This window comes from Acinetobacter sp. R933-2 (assembly GCF_030325485.1).
Classification (GTDB): domain Bacteria; phylum Pseudomonadota; class Gammaproteobacteria; order Pseudomonadales; family Moraxellaceae; genus Acinetobacter; species Acinetobacter sichuanensis.
The window spans coordinates 69260-95209 of record NZ_JACAIJ010000013.1 but is presented as its reverse complement, the minus strand read 5'-3'; the positions used below and the strand labels follow the sequence as shown (position 1 = coordinate 95209).

Below are 25950 nucleotides of genomic sequence, written 5' to 3'. Positions count from 1 at the left end.
ACTGTCAAATTGCAGAGAAACTGTGAAGAAAGTTCAGTTTTTCATTTAAAAATGCAGACATAATAAGAACATATTTCTGTTAATGATAAAAGCTCAAATTGGAAAGACTTGTTAAATAAGGGTTAAAGGCAAATTTAAAATTTGTGACGGAGTTCAATAAAGATGTAAGAAATTATGAAAATAAGTGAATTGATCACACTAAATTATCATTGCTTATCTTTTAAATGACAGAAAAAATTAATGCCACTGCTGCGTTATATTTTTTAAATAAGTTAAGGCAGTGCTGACATTTTCAGCCAGTTTTGCATCATTTAAAGCATCAATGAGTTCATTTGGAAGTTGCAATTCTTCAATAGAACGAATCATTTCAACTTTAAGTTTTTGATCTGTCATGTGTAGTTCCTTGCCATAAAATTGAGCTTGGAAAAAGGATAAATCAGATCTTTTGATTTGGAAAACTGAATATTATTGTAATATTGATTGGGTAAAGCGATTTTAAATAATGTGTTGTAGAAAGACGTATTGAATGAGTTTTAGCAACTCATTCAAAACTTAATACTAAATTTTAGTCTTGTGCATCAATACTTTGACCATTCATATCAAGACTGTCATCTCCCATTAAATAAAGATATGCAGGAAGAATCGCTTCTGGTGTAGGTAAAGTTTTTGGATCCTCAGCAGGGTAGGCTTTGGCACGCATTGCTGTACGTGTTCCACCTGGATTAATGCAGTTAAAACGAATATTTGGATAAGTACGTTCTTTAGCAAAAATTTGGCTGACAGCTTCTATGGCAATTTTAGAAACAGAATAAGCGCCCCATTCTGCACGTGCTTCACGACCAACCCCTGAGCTTGCAAATACTACAGAAGCATGTTCAGATTTTTCTAATAGAGGCAATAACTCTTGAGTTAATATAAATGGCGCACGTAAATTAACAGCCATGACATCATCCCAAACTTCTTCAGGATAATGTGCCAATTCAACACGCTCCCCTAAGATACCTGCATTATGCAAAATCCCATCCAAACGACCAAATTGCTGTTCCAGTGTATCTACTAAAAGCTCATAGTCACGTGCTGAAGCTGAAGAAAGTTGTAAGGGTAAAATTGCAGGTTGTGGTGCTCCCAAAGCTTCAATTTCATCATAGATGACCTCAAGCTTATTCAGCGTACGACCATGTAAAACCACTGTAGCACCATGCAGTGCATAACTGATTGCAGCAGCACGCCCAATTCCGTCCCCTGCACCTGTGATCAAAATGATTTTGTCTTTGAGTAAGTCTGAACGAGGTTGATATTCTGAATATTTCATGGGAGACCTCCTAATCATTGTTATTTATGATGATTTTTAAGTTACGCTGTGTTGTTTAATACCCACCAGTTTATTGAGCACTTGATGTAATTCAGAAACATTGCTGACAATATGATCTGCTTGCCATGCTGCTAAATTATCTTTGTGTTGCAAGGGTAGATAACCATACGCTGCTAAAATGGTATACATTTTTGCATTGCGACCTGCGTCAATATCTCTTGGATGATCACCTACATAAATAATCTGTTTTTCATCAATCTTCAAGTGTTTTGCAGCAAGATACATCGGTTCAGGATCAGGTTTTGTTTGTTTGACATCTTCAGGACAAACGAGAACTGCACAGCGCTCAGTTAAATCAAGTGCTTTGAGTAAAGCTTCGCTTAATCCACGTGGTTTATTGGTGACAATACCCCATGGAATATGGTGACTTTCTAAATCTGCCAAAAGTGGATACATGCCTGTAAATAAATCTGTATCTACTGCAATATCAGCGCCATATAAATCTAAAAATCGTTGGCGATGTGCTAAAAAAATTGGATCATCCACTTCAAGTTCAGGATAAACCAATTTCACCATGGCACGAGCGCCTTCAGATACTTGAGTACGAATCAGATCTGCATCAACAACGGCACGTCCTTCTGCACGGCACATCTCTTGAATGATGCGAATAAAGTCTGCTGCTGTATCAATCAATGTACCATCTAAATCAAATAGAACTGCTTGCATTAGACACCCTCATTGACTGTATAAACCATATAATTCACATCGACATTTGATGCAAGCCAGTAGTGTTTAGTCAATGGATTATAATGTAAGCCTGTCATATCTTTGAGTTTTAAACCTGAGGTACGGATGTCATGTGCAAGTTCAGAAGGCTTAATAAATTTATGATAATCATGCGTGCCTTTTTTCAAAAGACGAAGTACATATTCCGCACCAATGATGGCAAATAAATAGGCTTTTGGATTGCGGTTAATGGTTGAGAAAAATACTTGCCCATTGGGTTTAACTAATTTTTGGCAGGCTTGAATAATAGATGCAGGGTTAGGTACATGTTCTAGCATTTCCATACAAGTCACAACGTCATATTGACCTGCTTGTTCTTCTGCGAGTTGTTCAACAGGGATTTGTTTATATTCAATATTTTGAACATTTTCTTGCTCAGCATGTAGACGTGCCACATTTAAAGGCGCAGCACCCATATCAATACCAAGTACATCTGCACCACGACGCGCCATGCTTTCAGCTAAAATTCCACCACCACAGCCAACATCAAGTACTTTTTTACCTGATAAACCGCCTACACGCTCATCGATCCAGTTTAAACGAAGTGGATTGATTTGATGTAAGGGTCTGAACTCAGAGTGCTGATCCCACCATAATGCAGCAAGCGCTTCAAATTTAGCAATTTCCTGTGGATCAACATTAAGTTGCGACATATCAGTCACCTCTGAATAAATTGTTTTAATCAAAAATTAAGTTCAATTATGCTAGTGTACCGTTAATTATGAAAAAAGCGATGAATCGTGTAAAAAACTTCACAGAAGGAAAACGATTTTCCCATAATTGTTTTATAGTGAGTGCATAAGCTATACAAAACGAGTTCGAGGACAATAAAGTCAATGAAAAAATTTATTTTAGGTGGCATGACTGCAATGGTTATGGCATTTTCTGCAAATGCAATGGCGGCTGATTTTGTTGCAGGTAAAGATTACACCGTAGTACAAAACCCTGGTAAACCTGAAGTTGCAGGTAAAATTGAAGTACGTGAATTTTTTTGGTATGGGTGTCCACACTGCTTTAAGTTAGAACCTCATATGCAAGCATGGCTAAGAAAAATTCCAAGTGATGTGAATTTTATTCGTACACCAGCAGCAATGAATAAACTTTGGGAACAAGGTGCACGTGCATATTATGTATCTGAAGCATTAGGCGTACGTAAACGTACACATTTACCGTTATTCCATGCGAATGGTACTGGTCAGCAAATTTTACAAAAAGATGAATTTGCTAAGTTCTTTACCAAATATGGTGTACCTGAAGCAAAATTTAATAGCATGTATAATTCATTTGCAATCACTGCCAAAGTTTCACAAGCCAATAAACTTGCTCAACAATATCAATTAAGTGGTGTTCCAGCAGTTGTGGTAAATGGCAAATATGTTGTACAAGGTGAAGATCAAAAAGTAGTTCAAGTTGTTGAATACTTAATTAATAAAGAACGTAAATAATTTAACATGACAAAAAAAGACCTACATTATGTAGGTCTTTTTTTGTCAGAATTTTTCAGAAAATAATGCAAATTGAAGCTTTAAATACGGCTACTTTCCCAGTTTAAAATGCCTCTAAAAATTAAACGAATTTGTGTCACGGATTGTTTTTTAAAAAGCATTTTTTGTGACTCTAATTCAAGATCTGAGTATTGGCGGCTCAGGCTAAGCCATGACATTGCCCAAGTAAATGATGAGTTAATCAATAAACTTGTTAAAACATGTAAGTCCTGACTATTTTGAAAATGTTCAAAAAATTCTAATTTTTTTAATTCGCTGGTTAAATCTTCAGTTAAATAATTAATTTCGCGATTAATGGCAAGGCGTACAGCTTTTGATCCTCCCCATCGTTCAGCGATCATGAAAATCCATTGTTGTGGATTTTGCTCTACAGCTTCGAAAAAAGAGTCCATTGTTGTTTGAGTTTTCGCTTCAGGCAAAGCCAGACCTTGTCCGAGTTGATGGAGAACATTTTTAAGGTAAAGAGCAACTTGATCAACTAACTCTTTGCCTAACTCTTCCATATCTTGGAAATGTCGATAAAAAGCGGTTGGAACTAAACCTACTTCTCGTGCAACTTCACGCAAACTAATACTCGAAAATGAACGACCTGATGTGCTGAGTGTCAAGGCAGCATCAAGTAAAGCCTGACGACTTTGTTGTTTGCGCTCATCCCGTATCGACATGCTGTTATCCGAAGAAATTGATTGTGATGAGTTTATCAAAAATAAAGGGAAATTAAACGACGAATGTCAGTAAACACTTGTTGACTGAAATTAAAAATAAGTATAGCTTACAAACGTTCACTAAAAGAACACTTGTTCACTCAATAAATAGCAAGCACAAAGAGGAACGTTTATGAGTTATATCGCAACAGTGCAAGACGAGCAGTATCATCCTGAATGGATTCGTGAGGATTTTGTCGATTTTATCGCCGAAAAAATTAATCCTGTTTGGGCATGGAAAAAGATCAAAGCGACGATCATTAAAATTCGTGTCTTAAGTATTGGTTTTTATCAAATCCAATTACGCCCAAATCGTAATTTTAAGCATCGACAATTTAAGGCAGGACAAAGCATATTGGTGACTGTGGAAATTGCAGGAGTACGAGAACAGCGTAGCTATTCTATAGTGAAGTTACTTGAAAATGGTGACATTATCATTGCAGTGAAACAACAAGGTAAAGTGTCAAATGTCCTGACACAGTTAGCGTTTGGTAGCATTGTAGAATTATCACAACCGCAGGGTGATTTTGTTTTAGAAAATCATAGCTCACCGTTATTATTGATCGCTTCGGGGAGTGGTATCACCGCAATTTATTCTTTATTGCTTGAAGCTTTAAAAGACGAAAATCGTGCTGTAGATGTGATTTATTTTAGTCGTGATGAAGCATTTCATGCAGATTTAGAACAGCTTTCTCAACAAAATTCACAGTTTAATTATCATTATATCAATACTCTACAGCAGAAAAAGCATTTAACCGTAGAGCTATTGGACAGTTTAGTACCTGACTTTCAACAACGTCAAAGCTATGTCTGTGGTTCTACAACCATGATGCAAAGTGCCAATGATATTTTTCAAGATTTGAATATCAGTGAGCGTTTAAAGCAAGAGTATTTTCAGATTGCTGTAGATGAAAGTTTGGAAGCGCAACCTGTGACTTTTATACGTTCTCAGCAAGAGTTTGAAGCGAAATCAAGTTTGCTTGAAAGTGCCGAAAAAGCAGGTTTAAGACCGACACATGGCTGTCGTATGGGCATGTGCAATACCTGTACCTGTACGAAAGTCAGTGGTTCAACCCAAAATATGCTGACAGGTGAGATCAATCATGATGCCAATACACAAATTAAGTTATGTATCAGCCAAGCAGTGAGTCCTGTGGTGATCAATCTCTAAGTTGCAGATATTTCTAAATCATCAATATCTTTAAACCCATTTAAAAGATGTAAACAATTTTTCGGCAGACCCAATCTTGCTAAAGGAAAATTGTTGCCAAAATTTAGTAACAGTCCTTAAAAATTGGACTGTTCAGGAGTAAAAATAATGAATATGTCAGTGAATTTTTCAAACAGTAAATCAAAACATTTAAACCCTGAACAAACAGCAGAATTTGGTCGCCGTGTGGATGAAATCCGTCGTGAAGTGATGGAAAATTTGGGCGAGCAAGATGCTAAATATATTTATAAAATCCGTAACTTTGTGCGTTATAGCGAGATCGCTTCTCGTGCTATGTTGATGTTTGGCGGTTGGATTCCACCTGTTTGGGTGATGGGTACAGGTTTATTGGGCATTTCCAAAATTGTGGAAAATATGGAACTCGGTCATAACGTGATGCACGGTCAGTTTGACTGGTTAAATGATCCAAGTTTAAATGGTGCAAATTATGACTGGGATACCATGGCAACGGGTGATGACTGGAAATATACCCATAATTATGTGCATCACACCTATACCAATATTGTTGGGAAAGACCATGATGTGGGTTATGGTTTGCTTCGTGTGAGTGAGTCACAAAAGTGGGAGCCACGTTTCTTGTTTAATATCCCGTTGGCGATTCAGTTGATGGTGTTTTTTGAATGGTATGTGGGTGTGCAAAATCTGCATTTGGAAGATGCATTGATTTATAAAACCAAAACCTGGAAGCAAGTTTGGGCAGATGCGACCAAGTTCCGTAAAAAAGCGCGTCGTCAGATTTTAAAAGATTATGTGTTTTTTCCTGTGATTGCGGGTCCAAATGCTTTGCCTGTTTTTGCGGGCAATGCGATTGCCAATGTGATCCGTAGTTTGTGGTCTTCAGCGGTGATTTTTAATGGTCATTTTACTGAAGATGCTGAAACTTTTGAGCCTGATAATACTGAAAATGAAACGCGTGCTGAGTGGTATTTGCGTCAGATTCGTGGTTCGAGTAACTTCACAGGCACAGATTGGTTGCATATTTTAAGTGGAAATTTGAGCCATCAAATTGAGCATCATTTATTCCCAGATATGCCTGCCAATCGTTATGCAGAAGTGGCACCGAAAATTCAGGCTTTATGTGCTGAGTATGGCATTAACTACAATGAAGCAAATTTTGTTCAGCAGTTTGGTAGTGTGTGGGTACGTTTAGCCAAATGTTCTTTGCCTAATAATATGACCACTAACATCACACAATCTTTGGCAAAGGTGAAAGGAATTTTTGCTTAAACATTTGCATGTTGGCGCTACTTTTATGGAATAGTGTAAAAACTATTCCATCGTTATTTAAACTGTTTCGATATATCTTTCTTCAACATGTAAATAGTTTAATTCGTGCTCAGCAGTACCAGAAGAAATAAAACTATTTTGCATTTTTAATAATAAATTATAGCTTTCGCAATAAATATCATTATAGAAATTAATTAAATCTTGGTTTTTAAGATTTTTTAAACTTGACTTGAGTTCTTCAAAAATCATGATTTCGATTTTTTCAATAAAACTCTTTCGTGTATGTTCATTATTCTGAAAATAGAGATGTTTAATAGGCTCATCTATTCCTTGAATTAAGCTCATTTCAAAAACAATCATTTCAACTATTGGTTATATTTAATTGTTTGAAAATTTAATGTATTTAAATTTAAAATAAAAGATTGATTTTTTTAAAACAACGACTTCTATATCAAAAATATATAAATATTTGTAAAAAATAATATTCAATTTAAAATGACTTAAACCTGAGTTTTGTTAAATTTAAATATAATTTTTTGTATAAATATATTTGAGTTTTCTGAATTTTTTTAATATTTTTTATTTTAAATTAAAATGTGATGTATTTAACATTTTATTATTTTAAAAATAATGATTATTTATGAAAAATAATAAAAAAGGTAAAATAAAAACAGCAAACTTGGTTGATTTACATCACAACAAACTGGCGCTATAACATCTTGTTTCGTTGAAAAACACTTACTTGTAACAAAACCATCTTGATTGCATCTGCTATACTTATGCACAATTATTTTAGTCAACATTAGGACGAATTATGCGTATCGACCAACGTACATTAGATCAATTACGTGATGTGAAAATTACCCGTAATTATACGCGTTATGCAGAAGGTTCTGTATTGGTTGAATTTGGTCATACAAAAGTGTTGTGTACTGCAAGTATTGATAACTCAGTACCACGTTTCTTAAAAGGAAAAGGGCAAGGCTGGGTGACTGCTGAGTATGGTATGTTGCCGCGTTCTACACATACACGTAGTGATCGTGAAGCCGCACGTGGTAAACAAAGTGGTCGTACTCAAGAAATTCAACGTTTAATTGGTCGTAGCCTACGTGCGATGGTTGACTTGAAAAAACTGGGTGAAAATACCATTACGATTGACTGTGATGTGATCCAAGCGGATGGCGGCACACGTACAGCATCGATTACTGGCGCAGCAGTTGCACTCATTGATGCGATGAATATTCTACTTGAACAGAAAAAAATTAAACAAGATCCATTAAAAGGGCTTGTTGCTGCAATTTCTGTTGGCATTTATAAAGATGAAGTTTTACTCGATCTTTGCTATGAAGAAGATTCAAACTGTCAAACCGACTTAAATGTTGTGATGACCCAAGCTGGTGAATTTATTGAAATTCAAGGTACAGCCGAAGACAAACCATTTACACGTGTACAGTGTAATGCAATGCTAGAAATGGCTGAAAAAGGTATCCAAGAGTTAGTGAAAAAACAACAAGAAGCTTTGGGCTGGTAAGCACTTTTTAGCCTAAATATATAACGCATCTTCGGATGCGTTTTTTATTGTCCATTCAAAAGCTTAATGGAATTGAAACCAAAGCATCACCAAACTGTCATGGGCTTTGTATTGACTAACAGCTTCTTTGAAATACGGAAATGGTCAATGAAAAGTTTATTTTTAATTTTAGCCACAAGCTGCTGTTTAATGCTCAGTGGATGTAATGACGATAATGACAGTGATTCAAGCCAAACGCCAAATCCACCTGTGTCAAATTGTAAAATGCACTGTGCACCATAATAAAAATTAAGGATATTGAAGATGAATCGTCGTGATTTTTTAATAAATACAAGTAAAACAATGTTTGGTGCGGCAGCTTTAGCAAGTTTCCCAATGAGTATTCAAAAGGCGCTCGCAATTGATGCCAAGGTAGAAACAGGCACAATTCAAGATGTCAAACATGTCGTTATTTTAACGCAAGAAAATCGTTCATTTGATAACTATTTTGGTACCTTAAAAGGTGTACGTGGCTTTGGTGATCGCTTTACTATTCCACTGTCAAATGAGCGTAAAGTTTGGCAGCAATATGATAAAGATCAGAATAAAGTATTGCCTTATCATTTAGATAGTCGTTTAGGCAATGCTCAACGTGTCAGTGGCACACCACATTCATGGAAAGATGGACAAGATGCGTGGGACGCTGGACGTATGGGCGATTGGGTGAAGCATAAACAACCTCAATCGATGGGATATTTTAAAAAAGCTGAAGTCGAGTTTCAGTTTGCTTTAGCAAATGCTTTTACTTTGTGTGATGCGTATCATTGTGCGATGCATGCAGGAACAAACCCAAATCGAAAATTTATTTGGACAGGAACCAATGGACCTACAGGTGCAAATGTTGCGAGTGTGGTCAATGAATTTGATGGTCTTGGTCCTTCGAGTGCAGGTTATGATTGGGTGACTTATCCTGAACGTTTGCAACAGGCAGGTGTGTCATGGAAAGTTTATCAAGGCATGCCAGATAATTTTACCGATAATCCACTGGCGGGTTTTAAACAATATCGTCGTGCGAATGAATTGTCAGGGCAACCTGTCAGTCATAGTGATGTCATTAGCCCAGCTTATGATGAAAAAATTGATGCAACACAGCCTTTATATAAAGGGATTGCCAATACCATGCCAGATGGTGGTTTTTTTGCGGCATTAAAAGACGATATTGCACAAAAGAAATTACCACAAGTCAGTTGGGTTGTTGCACCAGCGACATATAGTGAACACCCTGGACCTTCAAGCCCTGTACAAGGTGCATGGTATATTCAAGAGCTATTAAATGCATTAACTGAGAATCCAGACGTCTGGAGCCAAACTGTACTCTTGGTGAATTTTGATGAAAATGATGGTTACTTCGATCATATGCCATCACCAAGTGCGCCTTCTCGTAATGAAACAGGACAATTACAGGGTAAAACGACTTTAACCAATGCTCAGCTTTCGTATGAGTATTTTGACCATAAAGCAATTGCGGATTCAAAATCACAACCTCAACCTGATGGTCGTGTTTATGGACCGGGTGTTCGCGTCCCTATGTATGTCATTTCTCCATGGAGTCGTGGTGGATGGGTGAACTCTCAAGTCTTTGACCATACTTCTGTGATTCGTTTCTTAGAGGAACGTTTTGCTGTCAAAGAACCAAATATCAGCCCATATCGTCGTGCAGTCTGTGGCGATTTAACCAGTGCATTTAATTTTAAAACACCAAATATCTCTGCTCTACCTGAGTTAGCAGGCAAAAAGAGTAAAGAGCAAGCTGATGCTATTCGTCAGGCACAAGCTGCATTGCCTCAAGTGGTACGCCCAATAGATGCATTATTTCCTGTGCAAGAACAAGGCATTCGTCCTTCTAAAGCTTTACCTTATATTTTACATACCAGTGCAAAAGTAGATGTGTTAGGACAAACTGTAAAATTAATGTTCTCTAACACTGGTACGCAAGCGGCAGTATTCCATGTTTATGACAAATTAAATTTAACTGCAATTCCAAAGCGTTATATGGTAGAAGCAGGCAAACAGTTAGAAGATGTTTGGCATACGCTAAATGGACAATATGATTTGTGGGTGTTAGGACCAAATGGTTTTCATCGTGCTTTTATTGGCGATTTAACTGAAACTGCTCAAACAGAAAGTTTGCCTGAAATACGTGTATGCGTAGAAGAATGTAGCTATAAGCTCTATTTAAAAGTCAGAAATGACGCTGCTAAAGCAACAAAATTGCGCGTCACAGCCAATGCCTATTTGCCCAATAAAACATGGGAAATTGAAACAAATGCGACAGAGCAAGAGTTAATTTTGGATATGACAGAATTTGGCGGATGGTATGATTTTACGGTAAGTATGCCAACAGATTCTCGTTATAGTCGTCGTTTTGCGGGACGTATTGAAAATAACAAAGATTCTATCTCTGATCCTTATATGGGGTTTAATGGGTAGTTTTGTATTTAAAAATAAGGCATTACATGGTTGAAAAATGCCTTATTTTTCTAACTTTGCTATAAAATAAAAACTTAAATTTACATTTTTCCTTATAGACCACCTTGAAGATACAACCGAATCTTTAAAAAAATGTCATGTTTATCTTTTAGTGTTGTAGATCATAAAAGATAAAGTTTTGAGGTTTTATGAATTTATTAATTATTGCTTTGATGGTCGTTACTTTTGTGTTGATGACAATTGCACCACAGGCAGAAAACTCAGATGACACATTACAAACCCAAAAAAACCAATCGACTCAACCCAACAAAAGCAAGCAGACTGATGTAGAGGGCTGAGTAGAAAAGTGCACTTTGCATAAACTCATTTTAATCCTGCCGTTGCAGGCTTGATTTTAAACTTTCATAACTAAAGTTTTTACCATCTAAAATATCTAGGTTTAAATCTTTATAATCTTGCAATTGCTGTACAGCATTATCACAATGTTGAGTGGTGTAATTGCCTGTTTTATGGATAGCACTATAGCAAGTATTCACTTTTTGGATAAACTTATAATAGGGTGACAGTGGAATATTCGCTGCTGCTAAAACACGTGGTGCAAGAAAATGTGCAGGAATAAACGGTTCTGCCCATTGTTTTTTGTTGATTGGAAAACTGCTCCAAATGGCTAAAGGTGTTTCATAAAAACGCACATCATTTTTCTCGGTTTTGGCTTGTTCTGAACCCCAAAAGCTATATTCATCATAAACATTTTGTAAGTTAGGCAAGTGATCACCAAAGAAAATTACAATACTTGGGCGTTCTAATTGTTTGGTATATTCAAGCAAAGTTTTTAAATGTTGATCGGCACGTTGCATACCAGACAAATAGGTATTTAAAGCACGTTTGGAAGCGTCTGAAATACCCGATTTGCTAATGTTAAAATTATTGGCTCCAAAACGATCATCATTATACATCGGATGATTTTCAACACTAATTGCATAAATAAATTGTGGTCGATCTTGTTGTTTGAGTTGTTGTTGAATGCTGTTATAAATTAAATCGTCATTTGCCCAACCTGCTTGATTAATATATTTACCACGATCAGCAGCACTCACCATATTTTCAATCGAAGTAAATTGGTTAAAACCTAAATTTTGATAAACACTGCTACGGTTATAAAAATATTTACCATTATTATGCATGGCTGTCGTGTTATAACCCAAGCTATTTAAATACATCGGTAATGAATAAGTTGGACGTTTTAGTTTTGCAACATAAGCCAACTGATTCTGATTTAAATAAGTATTTAAACTGGTTAAGACTTCAAATTCGACATTGGCTGTACCACCACCAAAACTAGGGGAGAGTAGTTTGCTGACCTGATTTTTTTGAATGGTGGGGGTAATATTTTTAGGAATACTCTTGTCGAGCTGAGTTGCATCCCAGTGAGATTCACTCATGACAAAAATAATATTCGGTAATACTTTTTCTGGGTCTGCTTGGTGTTGAGGTTTATTTTCAGCTAAAGCTTCTGATGTTGCTAAGATATTTTGAATTCTAGCTTCAGGAATTGTCGCAGTATTTGAAACTTTGGCTTTAATATCATCAACTGTTTTTGAAAAGAAAAAAGCACTAAAACCTAATTGTTTAATATTCATATGATCGCCTACCCAATCTCCACGTGTATTGGGTAAGTACATACGATATTTACATAAACTTGGTTTTTGTTTGCCTGAGCATACCTGACTAAAATTATTACTAAAATTTGCCGTAATAAAAAAGCTCAGAATTGAAATAGACAAAACTGCATTTGCCCAAAGTAGGGTATTTTTTTCAGTTTGCTCTTTACGATATAGCCAAAACATTAAGGCAATAAAAAGCAGTAACCCTGTAAAAAAAGTAATTTTTAATAAAAAAGGCGAAGCAATGAATGTTTCTTTTGCTAATAAAAAATCGCTAGGAATAAGACTTGCTGACAAATACTGTTCTTTTTTCACATTGATAAAGGTCAGCATAAAAATTAAAAACTGACTGACTAAAATTGTGGCAAAAGTTCGTCTAAAAACCAGATAAATCAGGCTAATCAGTGCGTAATTTAAAAAAACAGAAAAACCATATTTATAAAGGCGTAATTCTCGATAAGCTTCGGGTAAAGCCCAAAACCTTTGAATATTTTCTTGATAGAGAAAAAAAGCCAATACAGATACAAAAGCCACAATTAAAAAAAGGACTTGTTGTCTTAAAGTCTTCATTTGCAGAGATTAAGCTTGATAAGAGAAGGCTTGCAATTATAGGCTTGAGGGATAGGTTTTGAAAGTTTTAAGGCGCTTAAATTGTAATCAAAATACCATTTTATTCCCCCTTTTACTTTAAATAACTAAAAGAGGGAATATGTTTGAATTATTGCCTGTTAAGCATTAAAACGCATAGATAAATCAATGGCTTTGACATCTTTGGTGAGTACGCCCATTGAAATATAATCTACACCTGAAGTTGCAACTTCACGTAAATTATCAATGGTAATATTACCCGATGCTTCTAATTTACAGCGTCCTGCAACATGTTTAACGGCATCAATCATTTGCTGTTGGCTAAAATTATCTAACATGACAATATCAGCTTTGGCTTCAAGTGCTTGATTGAGTTCTTCCCATGTTTCGACTTCGACTTCGACTGGTTTATTCGGTGCAATTTGATGTGCTTTAGCAATTGCTTGTGCAATGCCACCTGCTGCCATGATGTGATTTTCTTTAATTAAAAAGGCATCAAATAAACCCAAACGATGATTTTTCCCACCACCCACTGCAACGGCATATTTTTGTGCAATACGAAGACCCGGTAAGGTTTTACGTGTATCGAGTAATTGAGTGTTTAAGCCTTCAAGTTGTTTGACATAATCAGCAGTTTTAGTGGCTACTGCCGATAATGTTTGCACAAAGTTGAGCGCTGGACGTTCTACAGTAAGTAGGCTACGTGCTGAACCTGCCAGTTTAAATAATATTTCATTGGCTTGGACGAGATCACCATCATTTTTAAGCCATGTAATTTGTACATTTGGATCATAAGCTTGAATCAGAGCATTTACCCAAGGTTGACCCGCTAAAACCATCGTTTCACGTGTGATGATCGTTGCAGTCGCTTGCTCATCTTCAGGTGTGAGTAGGGCAGTGATGTCTGCGTCGCCCACATCTTCTTGTAATGCTTGTTGTATATTGATGTGGATCGATTGATCAAGCAAAGACTGAGGTATACTCATAAATTCCCTATATTCGCTCTTAAAAATTGTGCAATATATTAGCACTGTCCTTTAACAATAGGATAAGTTTTTATTTGACCTTGTTCAGCGTAAACTATCGTACCAAATGCATCCAATGCTTGAATGATTGATAATAGGAATGTTTATGCAAGCAACACCATTTCAAGTGGTTGATGGGCAACTTTTGGGCGCTCGACAAGTAGCTTCTCCCAATTTTAATCAGCGCCCCGAACAGACAGAAATTCAACTGATTGTGATTCATAATATTAGTTTGCCACCTTCACAATTTGGTGGTGGATATATTGAAAAATTTTTTCAAAATCAACTCGATTGGTCAGTGCATCCATATTTTCAAACCATTGAGGGTATGCAAGTTTCAGCACATTTACTGATTTTAAGAACAGGTGAAGTACTACAATTTGTCAATTTTAAAGATCGGGCTTGGCATGCAGGACGTTCAAGTTACTTGGGTAAAGTAGAGTGTAACGATTACTCTATTGGCATTGAGCTTGAGGGAAGTGATGATCTAGATTTTGAGAAAAATCAATATGATGTGTTGGCTCAAGTCGTGGCAGTTTTACAACGGGCTTATCCTAAAACCGATCAGCATTTGGCTGGGCATTCTGATATTGCACCAAAGCGAAAAACGGATCCTGGTCCACATTTTCAATGGAATGAGTTTAGAACATTGCTACATAAGCAAAAACAATAAATCATTCATGATTTAACAACGATATTTATTTTGAGTTTCTTTACAATAACGACTTTATTTTAATTGGGTGAATGCAATGGCGCTGTGGCGATCCACCTTTATTGTCAGTTCGATGACAATGCTGTCCCGAGTATTAGGACTTGTCCGAGATATGGTTTTATTAAATGTCTTTGGTGCAGGTAAGGATTTTGACACCTTTGTGGTTGCATTCCGTATCCCCAATTTCTTTCGGCGGCTGTTTGCGGAAGGCGCATTTTCCCAAGCATTTATTCCAATTTTAACAGAATATAAAACTACAAAATTACATGCCGAAGTTCAGATCTTAATTAGTCGTGTTTTTGGCTGTTTACTGACGGTGATGTCATTGCTGACATTATTTTGTATGATTGCAGCGCCTGTGATTTTGTATGTTTATGCACCTGGTTTCCATGATGATCCTGCTAAATTTGATTTAGCTGTCGATATGTTTCGTTTAACCATTCCATATTTAATGTTTATGTCACTGACAGCATTTGCGAGCAGTATTTTAAATAGTTATGGTTCATTTTCGACACCTGCATTTGCACCTGTTTTGTTGAATGTTGCTATGATCGCAGGGGCATGGTGGCTTGCTCCATATATGGCTGAACCGATTATGGCGTTGGGTTGGGCAGTGGTTGCGGCAGGAATTTTACAACTTGCGATTCAAATTCCTGAATTATGGCGCAAAAAACTACTGATTCCACCAAAAGTTGATTTTAAACATGAAGGTGTGGAACGCATTTTAAAATTAATGTTGCCTGCGCTTTTTGGTGTATCAGTCACACAAATTAATTTATTGCTCAATACCATTTGGGCATCGTTCATGCAAGATGGCTCGGTGTCTTGGTTATATAGTGCTGAGCGAATGACAGAGTTACCATTGGGCTTAATTGGTGTTGCTATTGGTACTGTTATTTTGCCTTCTTTGTCGATGAGCAAAGCACAGCAAGACCAAGAAAAATTTAGAAAAATGTTAGACTGGGCAGCTCGTGTTATTGTTTTAGTGGGTGTGCCTGCAAGTATTGCACTATTTATGTTATCTACTCCAATTATTCAAGCGCTTTTCCAACATGGTGCTTTTGATGTGCGTGATACACAAATGACAGCTATGGCGTTGCAATGTATGAGCGCAGGGGTATTGGCATTTATGTTAATCAAAGTTTTTGCACCTGGTTTTTATGCGATTCAAGATACCAAAACACCTGTACGTGTTGGCTTAATGGCTGTTGCAGCCAATGCAATTTTAAACGTTGTTTTTATTGGAATTTTTAAACTCATAGACTGGCATGCTGAACATATGGCACTTGCCATTGCATCTTCAGGTTCTGCATTGGTGAATGCGGGTATGCTGTATTTTTATTTACATAAACGTAATATTTTCCGTTTTGGAGCGCATTGGAAAAAGCTATTTATTCAATTTCTTATTGCCAATATCAGTATGGTCGCTGTGCTTTGGTATGCTTTAACTTGGTATGATGACAGTGTTGCACAATGGATTCGCATCCTTGAAGTCGTAGGGCTTTGTGTAGCAGGTGTGTTGGCTTATGCGATTGGTTTATTTGCAAGTGGTTTTAGACCACGTCATCTTAAGCACTAAATAAAGATAATAGACAATAAAAAACATCGCAATTTGGCGATGTTTTTTTATTTAAGTCATTTTTTAAGGTAAAACTTTTAATAATTCTACATCAAAAATCAGTGTGCTATTTGGACCAATGGCATCGCCTGAACCAATTTCGCCATATGCTAATTTTGCAGGAATGAAAAAGCGATATTTGGCACCTTCTTGCATGAGTTGTAAACCTTCTGTCCAACCTGCAATGACTTGGCTGACTTGAAATTCAACAGACTGGTTACGCGCAATTGAGCTATCAAAAACAGTACCATCTAATAAACGACCTTCATAATTGACGGATACTTTAGATTTCGCTGAAGGTTTTTTGCCCTGACCTGCTTGTAAAACTTGATATTGCAAACCTGATTTTGTACTGATAACACCTGATTTTTTTGCATTTTCAGCTAAAAAGGTTTCACCTAACTCGGTATTATTCTGAGCGACTTGCTGAAACTCAATCAGTTGTTTCGCTTCGCTTTGCTGTTTGTATTGGGCTAATGCTTTTGCCATTTCCTCATCAGTTAAACTGGCTTTTTGTCCAATAGAGCCTTGTTTTAAACCTTGAATGAATGCATCTAAATTAATATCTTTAAGTGTATCCGCATTTGTTCTACCCATGACATAGCCGTAGCTATAACCAAGTTGGTCTTTCTGAGAACTTTTGTTGTTAATATTTGCGGCATGACCTGCATGATACGTCATGAGTAAACCGATTAATATAATACTTTTTTTCATCATATCTATCCAAAAAAGGAGAGCAAATGCTCTCCTTTACTGATTTATTTTACTTTAATTAATTCAACATCAAAAATTAAGGTACTATTTGGTGGAATGGTACCAGGAACACCTTGTTCACCATAAGCCAGTTTAGATGGAATATATAATGTGGCTTTTCCACCTTCTTTTATTAATTGTAATCCTTCAGTCCAACCAGGAATAACTTGATTTAAAGGAAACTCAATTGGTTCGCCACGATCATACGAACTATCAAAGACTTTTCCATCAAGTAACTGACCTTTGTAGTGTACGGTCACCACGGATTCTGCAGTGGGTGCTTTACCATCACCTTGCTTAGTGATTTTGTATTGCAGCCCCGAAGCTGTGGTTTTTACACTTTCTTTTTTAGCATTTTCAGCTAAGAAATTATCACTTTGAGAAACGCTTGCTTTCGCATCAGCAAGTTGCTTTGCCTGCACTTCTTTTTGGAATTCAGTATAGGCAACTTGTAATTCTTCATCTGTAAATAAGCGTTCTTTTTTCGCATGTGCATCACGAATACCGCTGATAAATGTATCAACATCAACTTCAGCAGGTGTTTGACTTGCAACTTCATAACCTAAAGCATAGCTAATTTTTTCTACAGGTTTTGCAGTTTTAGAAATGCTACTTTTATTTACATCAACAGGGTGTTGAGTTGCATAATACACAGGAACAAGTGCAGCACCGCCTAATAATACAGCAACAGCGATGGGTAAGGCTTTACTCATGATATTTCCTAAAAATTTTTATCTTACAAGAGCTAATCATATAAATTATAGCTTGAACTACCAAAGCATATAATGTCTTACACTAAAACGGTATCTATATTCGTGTAAATCAACCAAAAATATACAGGGTTTTTAAATTAAAAATCCAGATCAAAAGATCTGGATTTTCATTATTTTATAGATTAATCATCTTTTTGTGCTGTATAGCTATAAGCATAATTATAACCATAACTGTAGCCACCTGAAGCTCGATTAATATCATTTAGAATAATACCATTTACTTTACTGCCTGCTTGCTCAAAGCGATTTATAGTCAGTTCAAGCTCTTTAATTTGAGTTTTTGCATAACGTGCAACCACTAAATTTACGCCTGCATATTGTGAAATAATAATACCATCTGTAACGGCTAAAACAGGTGGTGTATCTAAAATAATATGATCATATTGCTGAGAAAGTTGCTCTAACAATTCTTTAAATTGTGTAGAACTCAGCATTTCAGATGGATTATTCTGGTTTTTACCACGTGCAATAAAATCCAAATTATCGACTTGGGTTTTAAAGACTGTTTGTGCCAGTGTACTTTGACCACTGAGGAGTTCTGTTAAGCCAGGTGTGGTATCACGATTAAAATATTTATGTAAATAACCACGACGAATATCGGCATCAATTAATAAAACACGTTTATTACCTTGAGCAAAAATAGTTGCAAGGTTTGCCGAAATAAATGATTTACCGACTTCAGGTGCAGGACCTGAAATTGCAATGACATTATTTTTAGCATTTGCTAATGAAAAATGAATCGTGGTACGGATGCTACGTAAACTTTCAATGGCAATGTCATTGGTATTTTTAACCGCAAGAATAGGAATAGATTTCTTTTTCTTTAAAATTTGAATACGGCTTTCTTGTACAGGAGAACGAGGTACAGTGGCATAAACAGGTAAATCTAATTCATTTTCAATTTGAGTTGAATCTTTAATTCCTGTGTGCATTAAATTACGTAATAATGCAATGAGTACCCCAACAAAACCACCCACAAAAATAGATAGAATCAGAATCACTAATTTACGAGGCGCAATAGGTTTAATGGGCTCAGCGGCCGTATCAATAATACGGACATTACCAATTTCACCCGCTTCAGCAATTTTTAATTGTTGATAGCTATTGAGTAAAGAAGTATATAGTTCACTATTTACTTTTACATCACGATAAAGTTGTAAATATAAGCGTTGAGTTTCAGGTAGACGTTTTAAAGCCTGATTGAGTTCATTGGCTTTTTTATCAATAGTGGCTAACTGAGCATTAATTTCAGCCATTAATGGATGACTAGCGGTATATTTTGCAGAAAGTTCAGCTTGTTTCTGTTTTAACTCAATACGTGTTTTTTCTAATTCAACATTTTGTTTGAGCATTAACTCAGATTCTTGCGTGACATCAATAGTGTTGTATTGTTCACGGAATTTATTGAACTTGATTTCAGATTCTTCAAGCTGTTTTTTCAGTTCAGGTAACTGTTTATCTAAGAATTTGAGTGTTTGTTTTGACTCTAAAGTTTTACGTTCAATATTTTGTGCATGATATACATGTAAAATATTATTTAAAACCTCAGTAATATGTTGTTTGTCTTGACCTTGGTAATTCAGTCCAATGACACCCGTTAATTTACCTTTTTCAGCAACAGAATAATCAGCATTTAAAGAAGTTACGGCAGCAGGTAAAGATTGTTTAACCAATGTAAATGTTTGCTTAAATGGAGCTTTACTGTCTATGTTGATATTCCAGCCATTTGACTGGTTGGGTTGATTTAATTTACCCGTAAAAAGAACTTTTTCTTTTTCAATATCAATTAACTTAAACTGTTGAGGTACTGTCAAATCTAAAGTTAGGGCTTTATTTTGATAAGCCAGTGGCACATCAAATTGCTTAATTAAAAAATTGGACTGATTTTTTTGGTAAAATACGCCGTCTTTACGATAATCTAATAAGATGTCATCTTGTGTGAGTAAGCGATGTAATTTGCTGTCTTCGTCATCATGGATTCGAATATTGAGATTCAAGTCTTGAATAACTTGCCCTAATACCATACGAGATTTTAAGATCTCAATTTCAGCTTGCGCTGGAGATTTTTGATCGACAACAGAAGATAAATCACCTAAAAGTGCAGCTGCACCTGCTCCTTTACTGTCCTCAACCTGAACTAAAGCATCTGTTGAATATGTATTTGGAGTAACACGTAGGTAGAGTAATGCACAAATCAAACTTAAAATTACACAAAGGGCAATCACTTTCCATTGAGCAATTAATGAAAAAAATAACTCTTTTAAGTCGATCGTATCATCATTCGTTTTTGAATTTTGGTTCATATGACTACAACTAATTTAAATTTAAAGATGTGATTGCCAATCAGTGACATAACGTTGAATATTATTGCATGTCTCAATAAAAAATGCTTGATCATGCTTATATGGGTCAGGCACATTAATATTCTGCCAATGCCCTAACATAAACACTTTACCTTTAGCAAAAGGCCAAGTTTGTTCAATATGTTTTTGCTGATTATGACTCATGACTAAAATTAAATCGGATTTTTTGATTAATTGTGCATTAATTTGCTTGGCAATATGTCCACGCATATCGATGCTTTGATCATCCATGCAAGCGATTGCTTTCTCATCTGCAGGATGTCCAACCATCGCAGATAAGCCAGCAGATTCGATATGTAGGTCAGGATGAGCATTTTTTAAAAAATACTCAGCCATAGGGCTACGACAAATATTACCCACACAAACGACAAGAATATTTTGAATTTTCATTATTGCCCTAAACGATCAATGTTATATAAAGCATTAGAGAAAGGAATAATTTGGTTAATGACACGTTGCCAACGTGTTAATCCAGTCGCATCTACATAAACGATATCATTTTTTTGCATTGCAAATTGGTTCGCTAAAGCAAAATTACCAAAACTACTCAGATTTAATTGGTAGACCGTAGATGCTTTAGTATTTAAATCTGTACGCATCACATAAATGCGTGCTGCACTTGCAGAGTTTGGATTAATACCGCCACTTTCACCTAGAACATCGCTTAAAGTCATACCTTGATCACGTAAATTCACAGCTTGAGTACGACTAGACTCACCTAATACATAAAGCTTTTGATCTTGTTTAGCATTCACAAAAATAGTGTCATTTGGTTGAATGAGAAGATTATGTAAAGATAAACCCTGCTTTTCTAAAGTAATGGTATTTAAATTATAAGTTTGCCCATTACGAATTAATTGAATATTCGTATTATCACCTGTTTGGGAGTTTATACCACCTGCTTGTCCTAAAGCAGTATAAATACTAATGGGTTGATCATTTAAAGTGTATTGTCCACTTTTCATCACCTGACCATTTACAAAATAGCGTTTTCCTTCATAAGCTAAAACACGCACAACAACATCTGGTGTTTTGAGATAACGAGCAAATAAACTACGCATCTCTTTATTGATTTGTGAAAGAGTTTTACCTGATGCACGGTATGAACCAATTAAAGGCGCTTGAATATAACCATTTTGATCAATACGATAACCATTGGCTAATACAGAAGTATCATTGGTCATTTGGGTTACAGGGGGGGTGATTTCTGGATAAGCCCAAAGCTGAATAGATAAAATATCCCCTGAGCTTAGGCGATAGATTGTATTTTGATGATGAAATAATGACGCTACATTTTGAACCGATTGGTCAAGACTACCTATTTGACTTGGCAAAGTATTTTGAGTGAGCTGAACGACATTGAGTTCTGCACCTTGATCAGTTTGATATTGTCCTTGGTCTGGAACATCATAGGTTTGTAAACCAGAAGTCATTGCACAGCCAGTAAATAAAAATGAAACTGCTAAAAAAAGTGAGGTGCGTGGATACTTCACATTCAAAACCCTTAATTGTATTAAATTGTAACTTAGAATTACCTTATGCCTTAAATTGTATGCTATTACGAATAAAATTCCTACTAGACTTAATTATCATAAATATAATTAATACATAAAACTGAGTGATTTTAGTTAAAAACATGTAATTTTAGTTAATATTTAATGTAATTTCCTTTAGAATACCGTTTTTGTTTTATATAACTAACTGGATTAGAACCAGCCTCAGGATTTAAAAAGCATGCTTCAACTTGAACAACTAAAGATAGCAATAATTGGATTAGGCTATGTCGGTTTACCATTAGCAGTAGAGTTCGGGAAAAAAACCTCTGTGATTGGTTTTGATATTTATCAAAAACGTATTGATGAATTGAAAAGTGGTCAAGATCATACTTTAGAAGTCAGCCCAGAAGAATTAAAAACAGCAAAATATCTTTCTTATAGTGCTGATTTAGAAGATTTAAAAAGCGCAAATTTTTATATTGTCACCGTTCCAACACCAATTGATCATGTGAATCGTCCAGATTTAACACCACTGCAAAAAGCAAGTGAAACACTTGGCAAAGTGATTTCCAAGGGTGATATTGTTGTTTATGAATCAACTGTATATCCAGGCGCAACAGAAGAAGTTTGTGTTCCAGTTCTAGAAAAATTTTCAGGTTTAAAATTTAACGAGGATTTTTTTGTGGGCTATAGCCCAGAACGTATTAACCCAGGTGATAAAGTTAATACACTAACTAAAATTAAGAAAATTACTAGTGGTAGTACACCAGAAGTTGCAGACTTTGTAGATACTGTATATCAAAGTATTATTACTGCTGGAACACATAAAGCATCAAGTATTAAAGTAGCTGAAGCAGCTAAAGTGATTGAAAATACACAACGTGATTTAAATATTGCTTTGGTTAATGAATTGTCTGTTATTTTTGATCGTATCGGTATTGATACTGTCGATGTATTAGAAGCAGCAGGAAGTAAGTGGAATTTTCTACCTTTCCGTCCAGGTTTAGTGGGTGGTCACTGTATTGGTGTAGATCCGTACTATTTAACACATAAAGCAGAAGAAGTTGGATATCATCCACAAGTCATTCTTGCAGGTCGTCGTATTAACGATAATATGGCACGTTATGTTGCTCGTAATACCATCAAACATATGCTGCAAAATGGTATTGATGTGCCTCGTGCAAAAGTAGGTGTTTTGGGCATAACTTTTAAAGAAAATTGTCCAGATATTCGTAATAGTAAAGTGTCGGATTTAGTCAAAGAATTAGAACTTTGGGGAGCACAAGTTGTTGTTGCTGATCCATGGGCTGATGCTGAAGAAGTAAAACATGAATATGGTGTTGATCTTCAGGTTATTGATGAAAACAATCCTGTAGATAGCTTGATTGTAGCTGTTGGACATAATGAATTCCGCACATTGACAGCTGAGCAGTTACGTCGTTTAGTACGTACAGAAAAACCTGTTTTGTCTGATGTGAAAAGTTTGTTTGATCGTGATGAAATGGTCGCACAAGGTTTTACTGTTTTCCGCCTTTAATTTTAATGAACGAAAGAAAGAAGTATATAGAATGAAAAAGTTTGCTCTTATCGGTGCAGCAGGATATATCGCACCTCGCCATCTTAAAGCGATTAAAGAAACAGGTAATACTTTAGCTGTTGCAATGGATGTTAACGATTCAGTTGGAATCATGGACAGTCACTTTCCTGAAGCTGAGTTTTTTACAGAGTTTGAAGAATTTGAAGCATATGTGGAAGACCAAAAATTAAAAGGTGAAAAGCTCGATTACGTTGCTATTTGTTCACCAAACTACTTGCATGCGCCTCACATGAAATATGCCTTGAAAAATGGCATAGATGTCATCTGTGAAAAACCATTGGTATTAAGTTCAGAAGATTTAAACTTATTGTCTGAATACGAAAAACAATATGGTGCAAAAGTAAACTCAATTTTACAGTTACGCTTACATCCTTCGATTATTGCTTTACGTGATAAAGTACAGTCAGCACCTGAAGGTAAGATTTTTGATGTTGACTTAACGTATTTAACTTCACGTGGTAAATGGTATTTAAAATCATGGAAAGGCGTTGATAATAAATCAGGTGGTGTTGCAACCAATATTGGTGTGCATTTCTACGATATGTTGCACTTTATTTTTGGCAAAATTGTGAAGAATGAAGTCCATCACCGTGATGAAAAAACAGCTTCTGGTTATTTGGAATATGAACGTGCTCGTGTACGTTGGTTCTTGTCTATTGATGCAAATAACTTACCTGAAAATGCTGTTCAGGGTGAAAAATTAACTTATCGTAGCATTACCATTGAAAATGAAGAGCTTGAGTTCTCAGGTGGTTTCACCGATCTTCATACACAGAGCTATCAACGTATTTTAGAAGGCAAAGGCTACGGTGTTGAAGAAAACCGTGCTGCAATTGAAACAGTTGAAGTGATCCGTGTGGCACCTTTAGTAGAAAATCCTACAAATCCACACCCATTATTAGCGAAAGTAAAAAAATAATCAGGGATTCTATTATGAGTTTTTATCAACATGAAAGTGCGATTGTTGATGAAGGCGCGCAAATTGGAAATGATTCTCGGGTTTGGCATTTTGTTCACGTATGTGGCGGTGCCAAAATTGGGCAAGGCGTGTCTTTAGGGCAAAACGTATTTGTAGGAAACAAAGTTGTTATTGGTGATCATTGTAAAGTTCAAAACAATGTTTCAGTTTATGACAATGTGACTTTGGAAGAAGGCGTTTTTTGTGGACCAAGTATGGTATTCACAAATGTATATAACCCTCGTTCTCTTATTGAGCGCAAAGATCAATATCGCGATACTTTAGTGAAAAAAGGTGCGACTTTAGGTGCAAATTGTACGATCGTGTGTGGAGTCACTATCGGTGAATATTCTTTTGTAGGCGCTGGTGCTGTCATTAATAAAGATGTACCTGCATATGCATTAATGGTGGGTGTGCCTGCAAAACAAATTGGCTGGATGAGTGAATTTGGTGAGCAATTGGCATTGCCAATCACAGGTCAGGCAGAAGTAGTGTGCTCACATACAGGTGCAATTTACCGTTTGGATGGTCAGGTTGTGACCAAGCAGCAGGCTTAAAATGATTGAATTTATTGATTTAAAAGCACAACAAACTCGTTTAAAAGATAAAATCGAAGCGGGTATTCAAAATGTATTAACACATGGTCAATATATTCTTGGACCTGAAGTAAAAGAGTTGGAAGAGAAGCTTGCAGCTTATGTCGGTGCAAAATATTGCATTACTTGTGCAAATGGTACCGATGCTTTACAGATCGTGCAAATGGCATTTGGTATTGGTCCTGGTGATGAAGTAATCACACCTGGGTTTACTTATATTGCGACAGCGGAAACAGTTGCAGTATTGGGTGCAACGCCTGTATATGTCGATGTTAATCCAAAAACATATAATTTAGATATTGAAAAGTTGGAAGCGGCAATTACCCCGCGTACCAAAGCCATTATTCCTGTAAGTTTATATGGACAATGTGCTGATTTTGATGCCATTAATGCAATTGCTGAAAAATATAACCTACCTGTGATTGAAGATGCTGCACAAAGTTTTGGTGCAACATATAAAGGTCGTAAAAGTTGTAATTTAAGTACAGTAGCATGTACAAGCTTTTTCCCAAGTAAACCTTTGGGTTGCTATGGAGATGGTGGTGCTATTTTTACCAATGATGATGAACTTGCAAAAGTCATTCGTCAAATTGCACGTCATGGTCAAGATCGTCGTTATCATCATATTCGTGTGGGTATGAACAGTCGTTTAGATACCTTGCAAGCTGCAATCTTACTGCCAAAACTTGAAATTTTGGATGATGAAATGCAAGCGCGTCAACGTGTTGCTGAAACATATACACGACTTTTCAATGAAACAGGTATTTTAACAACACCATACATTGAAGAACACAATCAAAGTGCATGGGCGCAATATACCATTCAAGTGGAAAATCGTGATGAAGTACAGGAAAAGCTAAAAGCACAAGGTATTCCGACGGCTGTACATTATCCAATTCCATTGAATAAGCAGCCTGCAGTAGCAAATGATGCTGTTTTACCTGTAGGTGATGCAATTGCTGAGCGTGTAATGAGTTTGCCAATGCATCCTTATTTGACACTTGAAGCACAAGAAAAAATTGTTAATTGTTTAAGTAGTTAA

General features: G+C 36.1%; 26 protein-coding genes. 13 read left to right on the top strand and 13 right to left on the bottom strand.

Translation table 11 applies throughout. The annotated features are described in order from the left end of the window. Positions 1–237 precede the first annotated feature (237 nt). The 4 genes from HX005_RS15105 to ubiG all read right to left on the bottom strand — a co-directional run bounded on the left by HX005_RS15105 (position 238) and on the right by ubiG (position 2751). On the bottom strand, positions 238–393 hold the full coding sequence (locus HX005_RS15105; RefSeq protein ID WP_286377977.1) for a hypothetical protein: 156 nt from the start codon (positions 391–393) through the stop codon (positions 238–240). 172 nt (positions 394–565) lie between these two features. Continuing rightward, entirely contained in the window at positions 566–1312 is a 747-nt protein-coding gene (locus HX005_RS15100; protein WP_286377976.1) for a YciK family oxidoreductase, read from the bottom strand. Positions 1313–1348: 36 nt separating this feature from the next. Continuing rightward, a complete protein-coding gene (locus HX005_RS15095) occupies positions 1349–2038 on the bottom strand; it encodes an HAD family hydrolase (protein WP_107009167.1) in 690 nt (229 codons plus the stop codon). Further along, positions 2038–2751, bottom strand: coding sequence for a bifunctional 2-polyprenyl-6-hydroxyphenol methylase/3-demethylubiquinol 3-O-methyltransferase UbiG (gene ubiG, locus HX005_RS15090; protein ID WP_107009166.1), 714 nt, complete (start codon positions 2749–2751; stop codon positions 2038–2040). The genes HX005_RS15095 and ubiG overlap by 1 nt, the downstream gene beginning before the upstream one ends. A gap of 183 nt (positions 2752–2934) precedes the next feature. Between ubiG and HX005_RS15085 the strand changes: the two genes are divergently transcribed. Then, positions 2935–3543, top strand: a complete 609-nt coding sequence (locus tag HX005_RS15085; RefSeq protein WP_107009165.1) for a thiol:disulfide interchange protein DsbA/DsbL — start codon at positions 2935–2937, stop codon at positions 3541–3543. 80 nt (positions 3544–3623) lie between these two features. On the opposite strand, the gene HX005_RS15080 is transcribed toward HX005_RS15085, so the two are convergent. Continuing rightward, positions 3624–4268, bottom strand: coding sequence for a TetR family transcriptional regulator (locus HX005_RS15080; RefSeq protein WP_286377975.1), 645 nt, complete (start codon positions 4266–4268; stop codon positions 3624–3626). Between the two features lie 172 nt (positions 4269–4440). On the opposite strand from HX005_RS15080, the gene HX005_RS15075 reads away from it, so the two are divergent. Both HX005_RS15075 and HX005_RS15070 read left to right on the top strand, forming a co-directional pair. After that, the gene (locus HX005_RS15075; protein ID WP_286377974.1) at positions 4441–5478 is read left to right on the top strand and encodes a flavin reductase family protein; all 1038 of its coding nucleotides are present in this window, start codon (positions 4441–4443) and stop codon (positions 5476–5478) included. A gap of 147 nt (positions 5479–5625) precedes the next feature. After that, positions 5626–6765, top strand: a complete 1140-nt coding sequence (locus HX005_RS15070; protein ID WP_502872754.1) for a fatty acid desaturase family protein — start codon at positions 5626–5628, stop codon at positions 6763–6765. Between the two features lie 57 nt (positions 6766–6822). On the opposite strand, the gene HX005_RS15065 is transcribed toward HX005_RS15070, so the two are convergent. After that, positions 6823–7110 (bottom strand): hypothetical protein, encoded by a 288-nt coding sequence (locus HX005_RS15065; RefSeq protein WP_286377973.1) that lies wholly within the window; start codon positions 7108–7110, stop codon positions 6823–6825. A gap of 469 nt (positions 7111–7579) precedes the next feature. On the opposite strand from HX005_RS15065, the gene rph reads away from it, so the two are divergent. From rph to HX005_RS15045, 4 genes are all read left to right on the top strand, one after another. Continuing rightward, positions 7580–8296, top strand: a complete 717-nt coding sequence (rph, locus tag HX005_RS15060; RefSeq protein WP_107009160.1) for a ribonuclease PH — start codon at positions 7580–7582, stop codon at positions 8294–8296. Positions 8297–8443: 147 nt separating this feature from the next. Further along, entirely contained in the window at positions 8444–8578 is a 135-nt protein-coding gene (locus HX005_RS15055; RefSeq protein WP_286377972.1) for a hypothetical protein, read from the top strand. Between the two features lie 21 nt (positions 8579–8599). Further along, the gene (locus tag HX005_RS15050; RefSeq protein ID WP_286377971.1) at positions 8600–10765 is read left to right on the top strand and encodes a phosphocholine-specific phospholipase C; all 2166 of its coding nucleotides are present in this window, start codon (positions 8600–8602) and stop codon (positions 10763–10765) included. Positions 10766–10953: 188 nt separating this feature from the next. Next, positions 10954–11103: an ABZJ_00068 family colistin stress protein gene (locus HX005_RS15045; RefSeq protein WP_286377970.1), complete on the top strand. Its 150-nt coding sequence runs from the start codon at positions 10954–10956 to the stop codon at positions 11101–11103. A gap of 30 nt (positions 11104–11133) precedes the next feature. On the opposite strand, the gene HX005_RS15040 is transcribed toward HX005_RS15045, so the two are convergent. Both HX005_RS15040 and nadC read right to left on the bottom strand, forming a co-directional pair. After that, complete coding sequence (locus HX005_RS15040) at positions 11134–12999, bottom strand: LTA synthase family protein (RefSeq protein ID WP_286377969.1); 1866 nt, start codon at positions 12997–12999, stop codon at positions 11134–11136. Positions 13000–13157: 158 nt separating this feature from the next. Beyond that, a complete protein-coding gene (gene nadC, locus HX005_RS15035; protein WP_286377968.1) occupies positions 13158–14003 on the bottom strand; it encodes a carboxylating nicotinate-nucleotide diphosphorylase in 846 nt (281 codons plus the stop codon). A gap of 145 nt (positions 14004–14148) precedes the next feature. Between nadC and ampD the strand changes: the two genes are divergently transcribed. After that, complete coding sequence (gene ampD / locus HX005_RS15030; RefSeq protein WP_286377967.1) at positions 14149–14715, top strand: 1,6-anhydro-N-acetylmuramyl-L-alanine amidase AmpD; 567 nt, start codon at positions 14149–14151, stop codon at positions 14713–14715. A gap of 67 nt (positions 14716–14782) precedes the next feature. Further along, positions 14783–16333, top strand: a complete 1551-nt coding sequence (gene murJ, locus HX005_RS15025; protein WP_286377966.1) for a murein biosynthesis integral membrane protein MurJ — start codon at positions 14783–14785, stop codon at positions 16331–16333. A 63-nt stretch (positions 16334–16396) separates the two neighbouring features. On the opposite strand, the gene bamJ (HX005_RS15020) is transcribed toward murJ, so the two are convergent. The 5 genes from bamJ (HX005_RS15020) to HX005_RS15000 form a co-directional block, all read right to left on the bottom strand. After that, positions 16397–17089 carry a BamJ family beta-barrel-assembly machinery protein gene (gene bamJ, locus HX005_RS15020; protein WP_502872753.1) on the bottom strand — a complete coding sequence of 231 codons (693 nt, stop codon included), beginning with the start codon at positions 17087–17089 and terminating at the stop codon, positions 16397–16399. Between the two features lie 41 nt (positions 17090–17130). After that, positions 17131–17838: a BamJ family beta-barrel-assembly machinery protein gene (gene bamJ, locus HX005_RS15015; RefSeq protein WP_286377964.1), complete on the bottom strand. Its 708-nt coding sequence runs from the start codon at positions 17836–17838 to the stop codon at positions 17131–17133. A gap of 182 nt (positions 17839–18020) precedes the next feature. Continuing rightward, positions 18021–20201 (bottom strand): polysaccharide biosynthesis tyrosine autokinase, encoded by a 2181-nt coding sequence (locus HX005_RS15010; protein WP_286377963.1) that lies wholly within the window; start codon positions 20199–20201, stop codon positions 18021–18023. 21 nt (positions 20202–20222) lie between these two features. Then, the gene (locus HX005_RS15005) at positions 20223–20651 is read right to left on the bottom strand and encodes a low molecular weight protein-tyrosine-phosphatase (RefSeq protein ID WP_107009151.1); all 429 of its coding nucleotides are present in this window, start codon (positions 20649–20651) and stop codon (positions 20223–20225) included. Further along, complete coding sequence (locus tag HX005_RS15000) at positions 20651–21754, bottom strand: polysaccharide biosynthesis/export family protein (RefSeq protein ID WP_107009150.1); 1104 nt, start codon at positions 21752–21754, stop codon at positions 20651–20653. The genes HX005_RS15005 and HX005_RS15000 overlap by 1 nt, the downstream gene beginning before the upstream one ends. A 241-nt stretch (positions 21755–21995) precedes the next feature. Between HX005_RS15000 and tviB the strand changes: the two genes are divergently transcribed. The 4 genes from tviB to HX005_RS14980 are packed head-to-tail and all read left to right on the top strand — an operon-like array spanning position 21996 to position 25950. Beyond that, positions 21996–23294 (top strand): Vi polysaccharide biosynthesis UDP-N-acetylglucosamine C-6 dehydrogenase TviB, encoded by a 1299-nt coding sequence (tviB, locus tag HX005_RS14995; RefSeq protein ID WP_286377962.1) that lies wholly within the window; start codon positions 21996–21998, stop codon positions 23292–23294. A gap of 31 nt (positions 23295–23325) precedes the next feature. Next, complete coding sequence (locus HX005_RS14990; protein ID WP_286377961.1) at positions 23326–24273, top strand: Gfo/Idh/MocA family protein; 948 nt, start codon at positions 23326–23328, stop codon at positions 24271–24273. Positions 24274–24287: 14 nt separating this feature from the next. After that, entirely contained in the window at positions 24288–24869 is a 582-nt protein-coding gene (gene wbpD, locus HX005_RS14985; RefSeq protein WP_286377960.1) for a UDP-2-acetamido-3-amino-2,3-dideoxy-D-glucuronate N-acetyltransferase, read from the top strand. 1 nt (position 24870) lies between these two features. Further along, positions 24871–25950 carry a DegT/DnrJ/EryC1/StrS family aminotransferase gene (locus HX005_RS14980; protein WP_286377959.1) on the top strand — a complete coding sequence of 360 codons (1080 nt, stop codon included), beginning with the start codon at positions 24871–24873 and terminating at the stop codon, positions 25948–25950.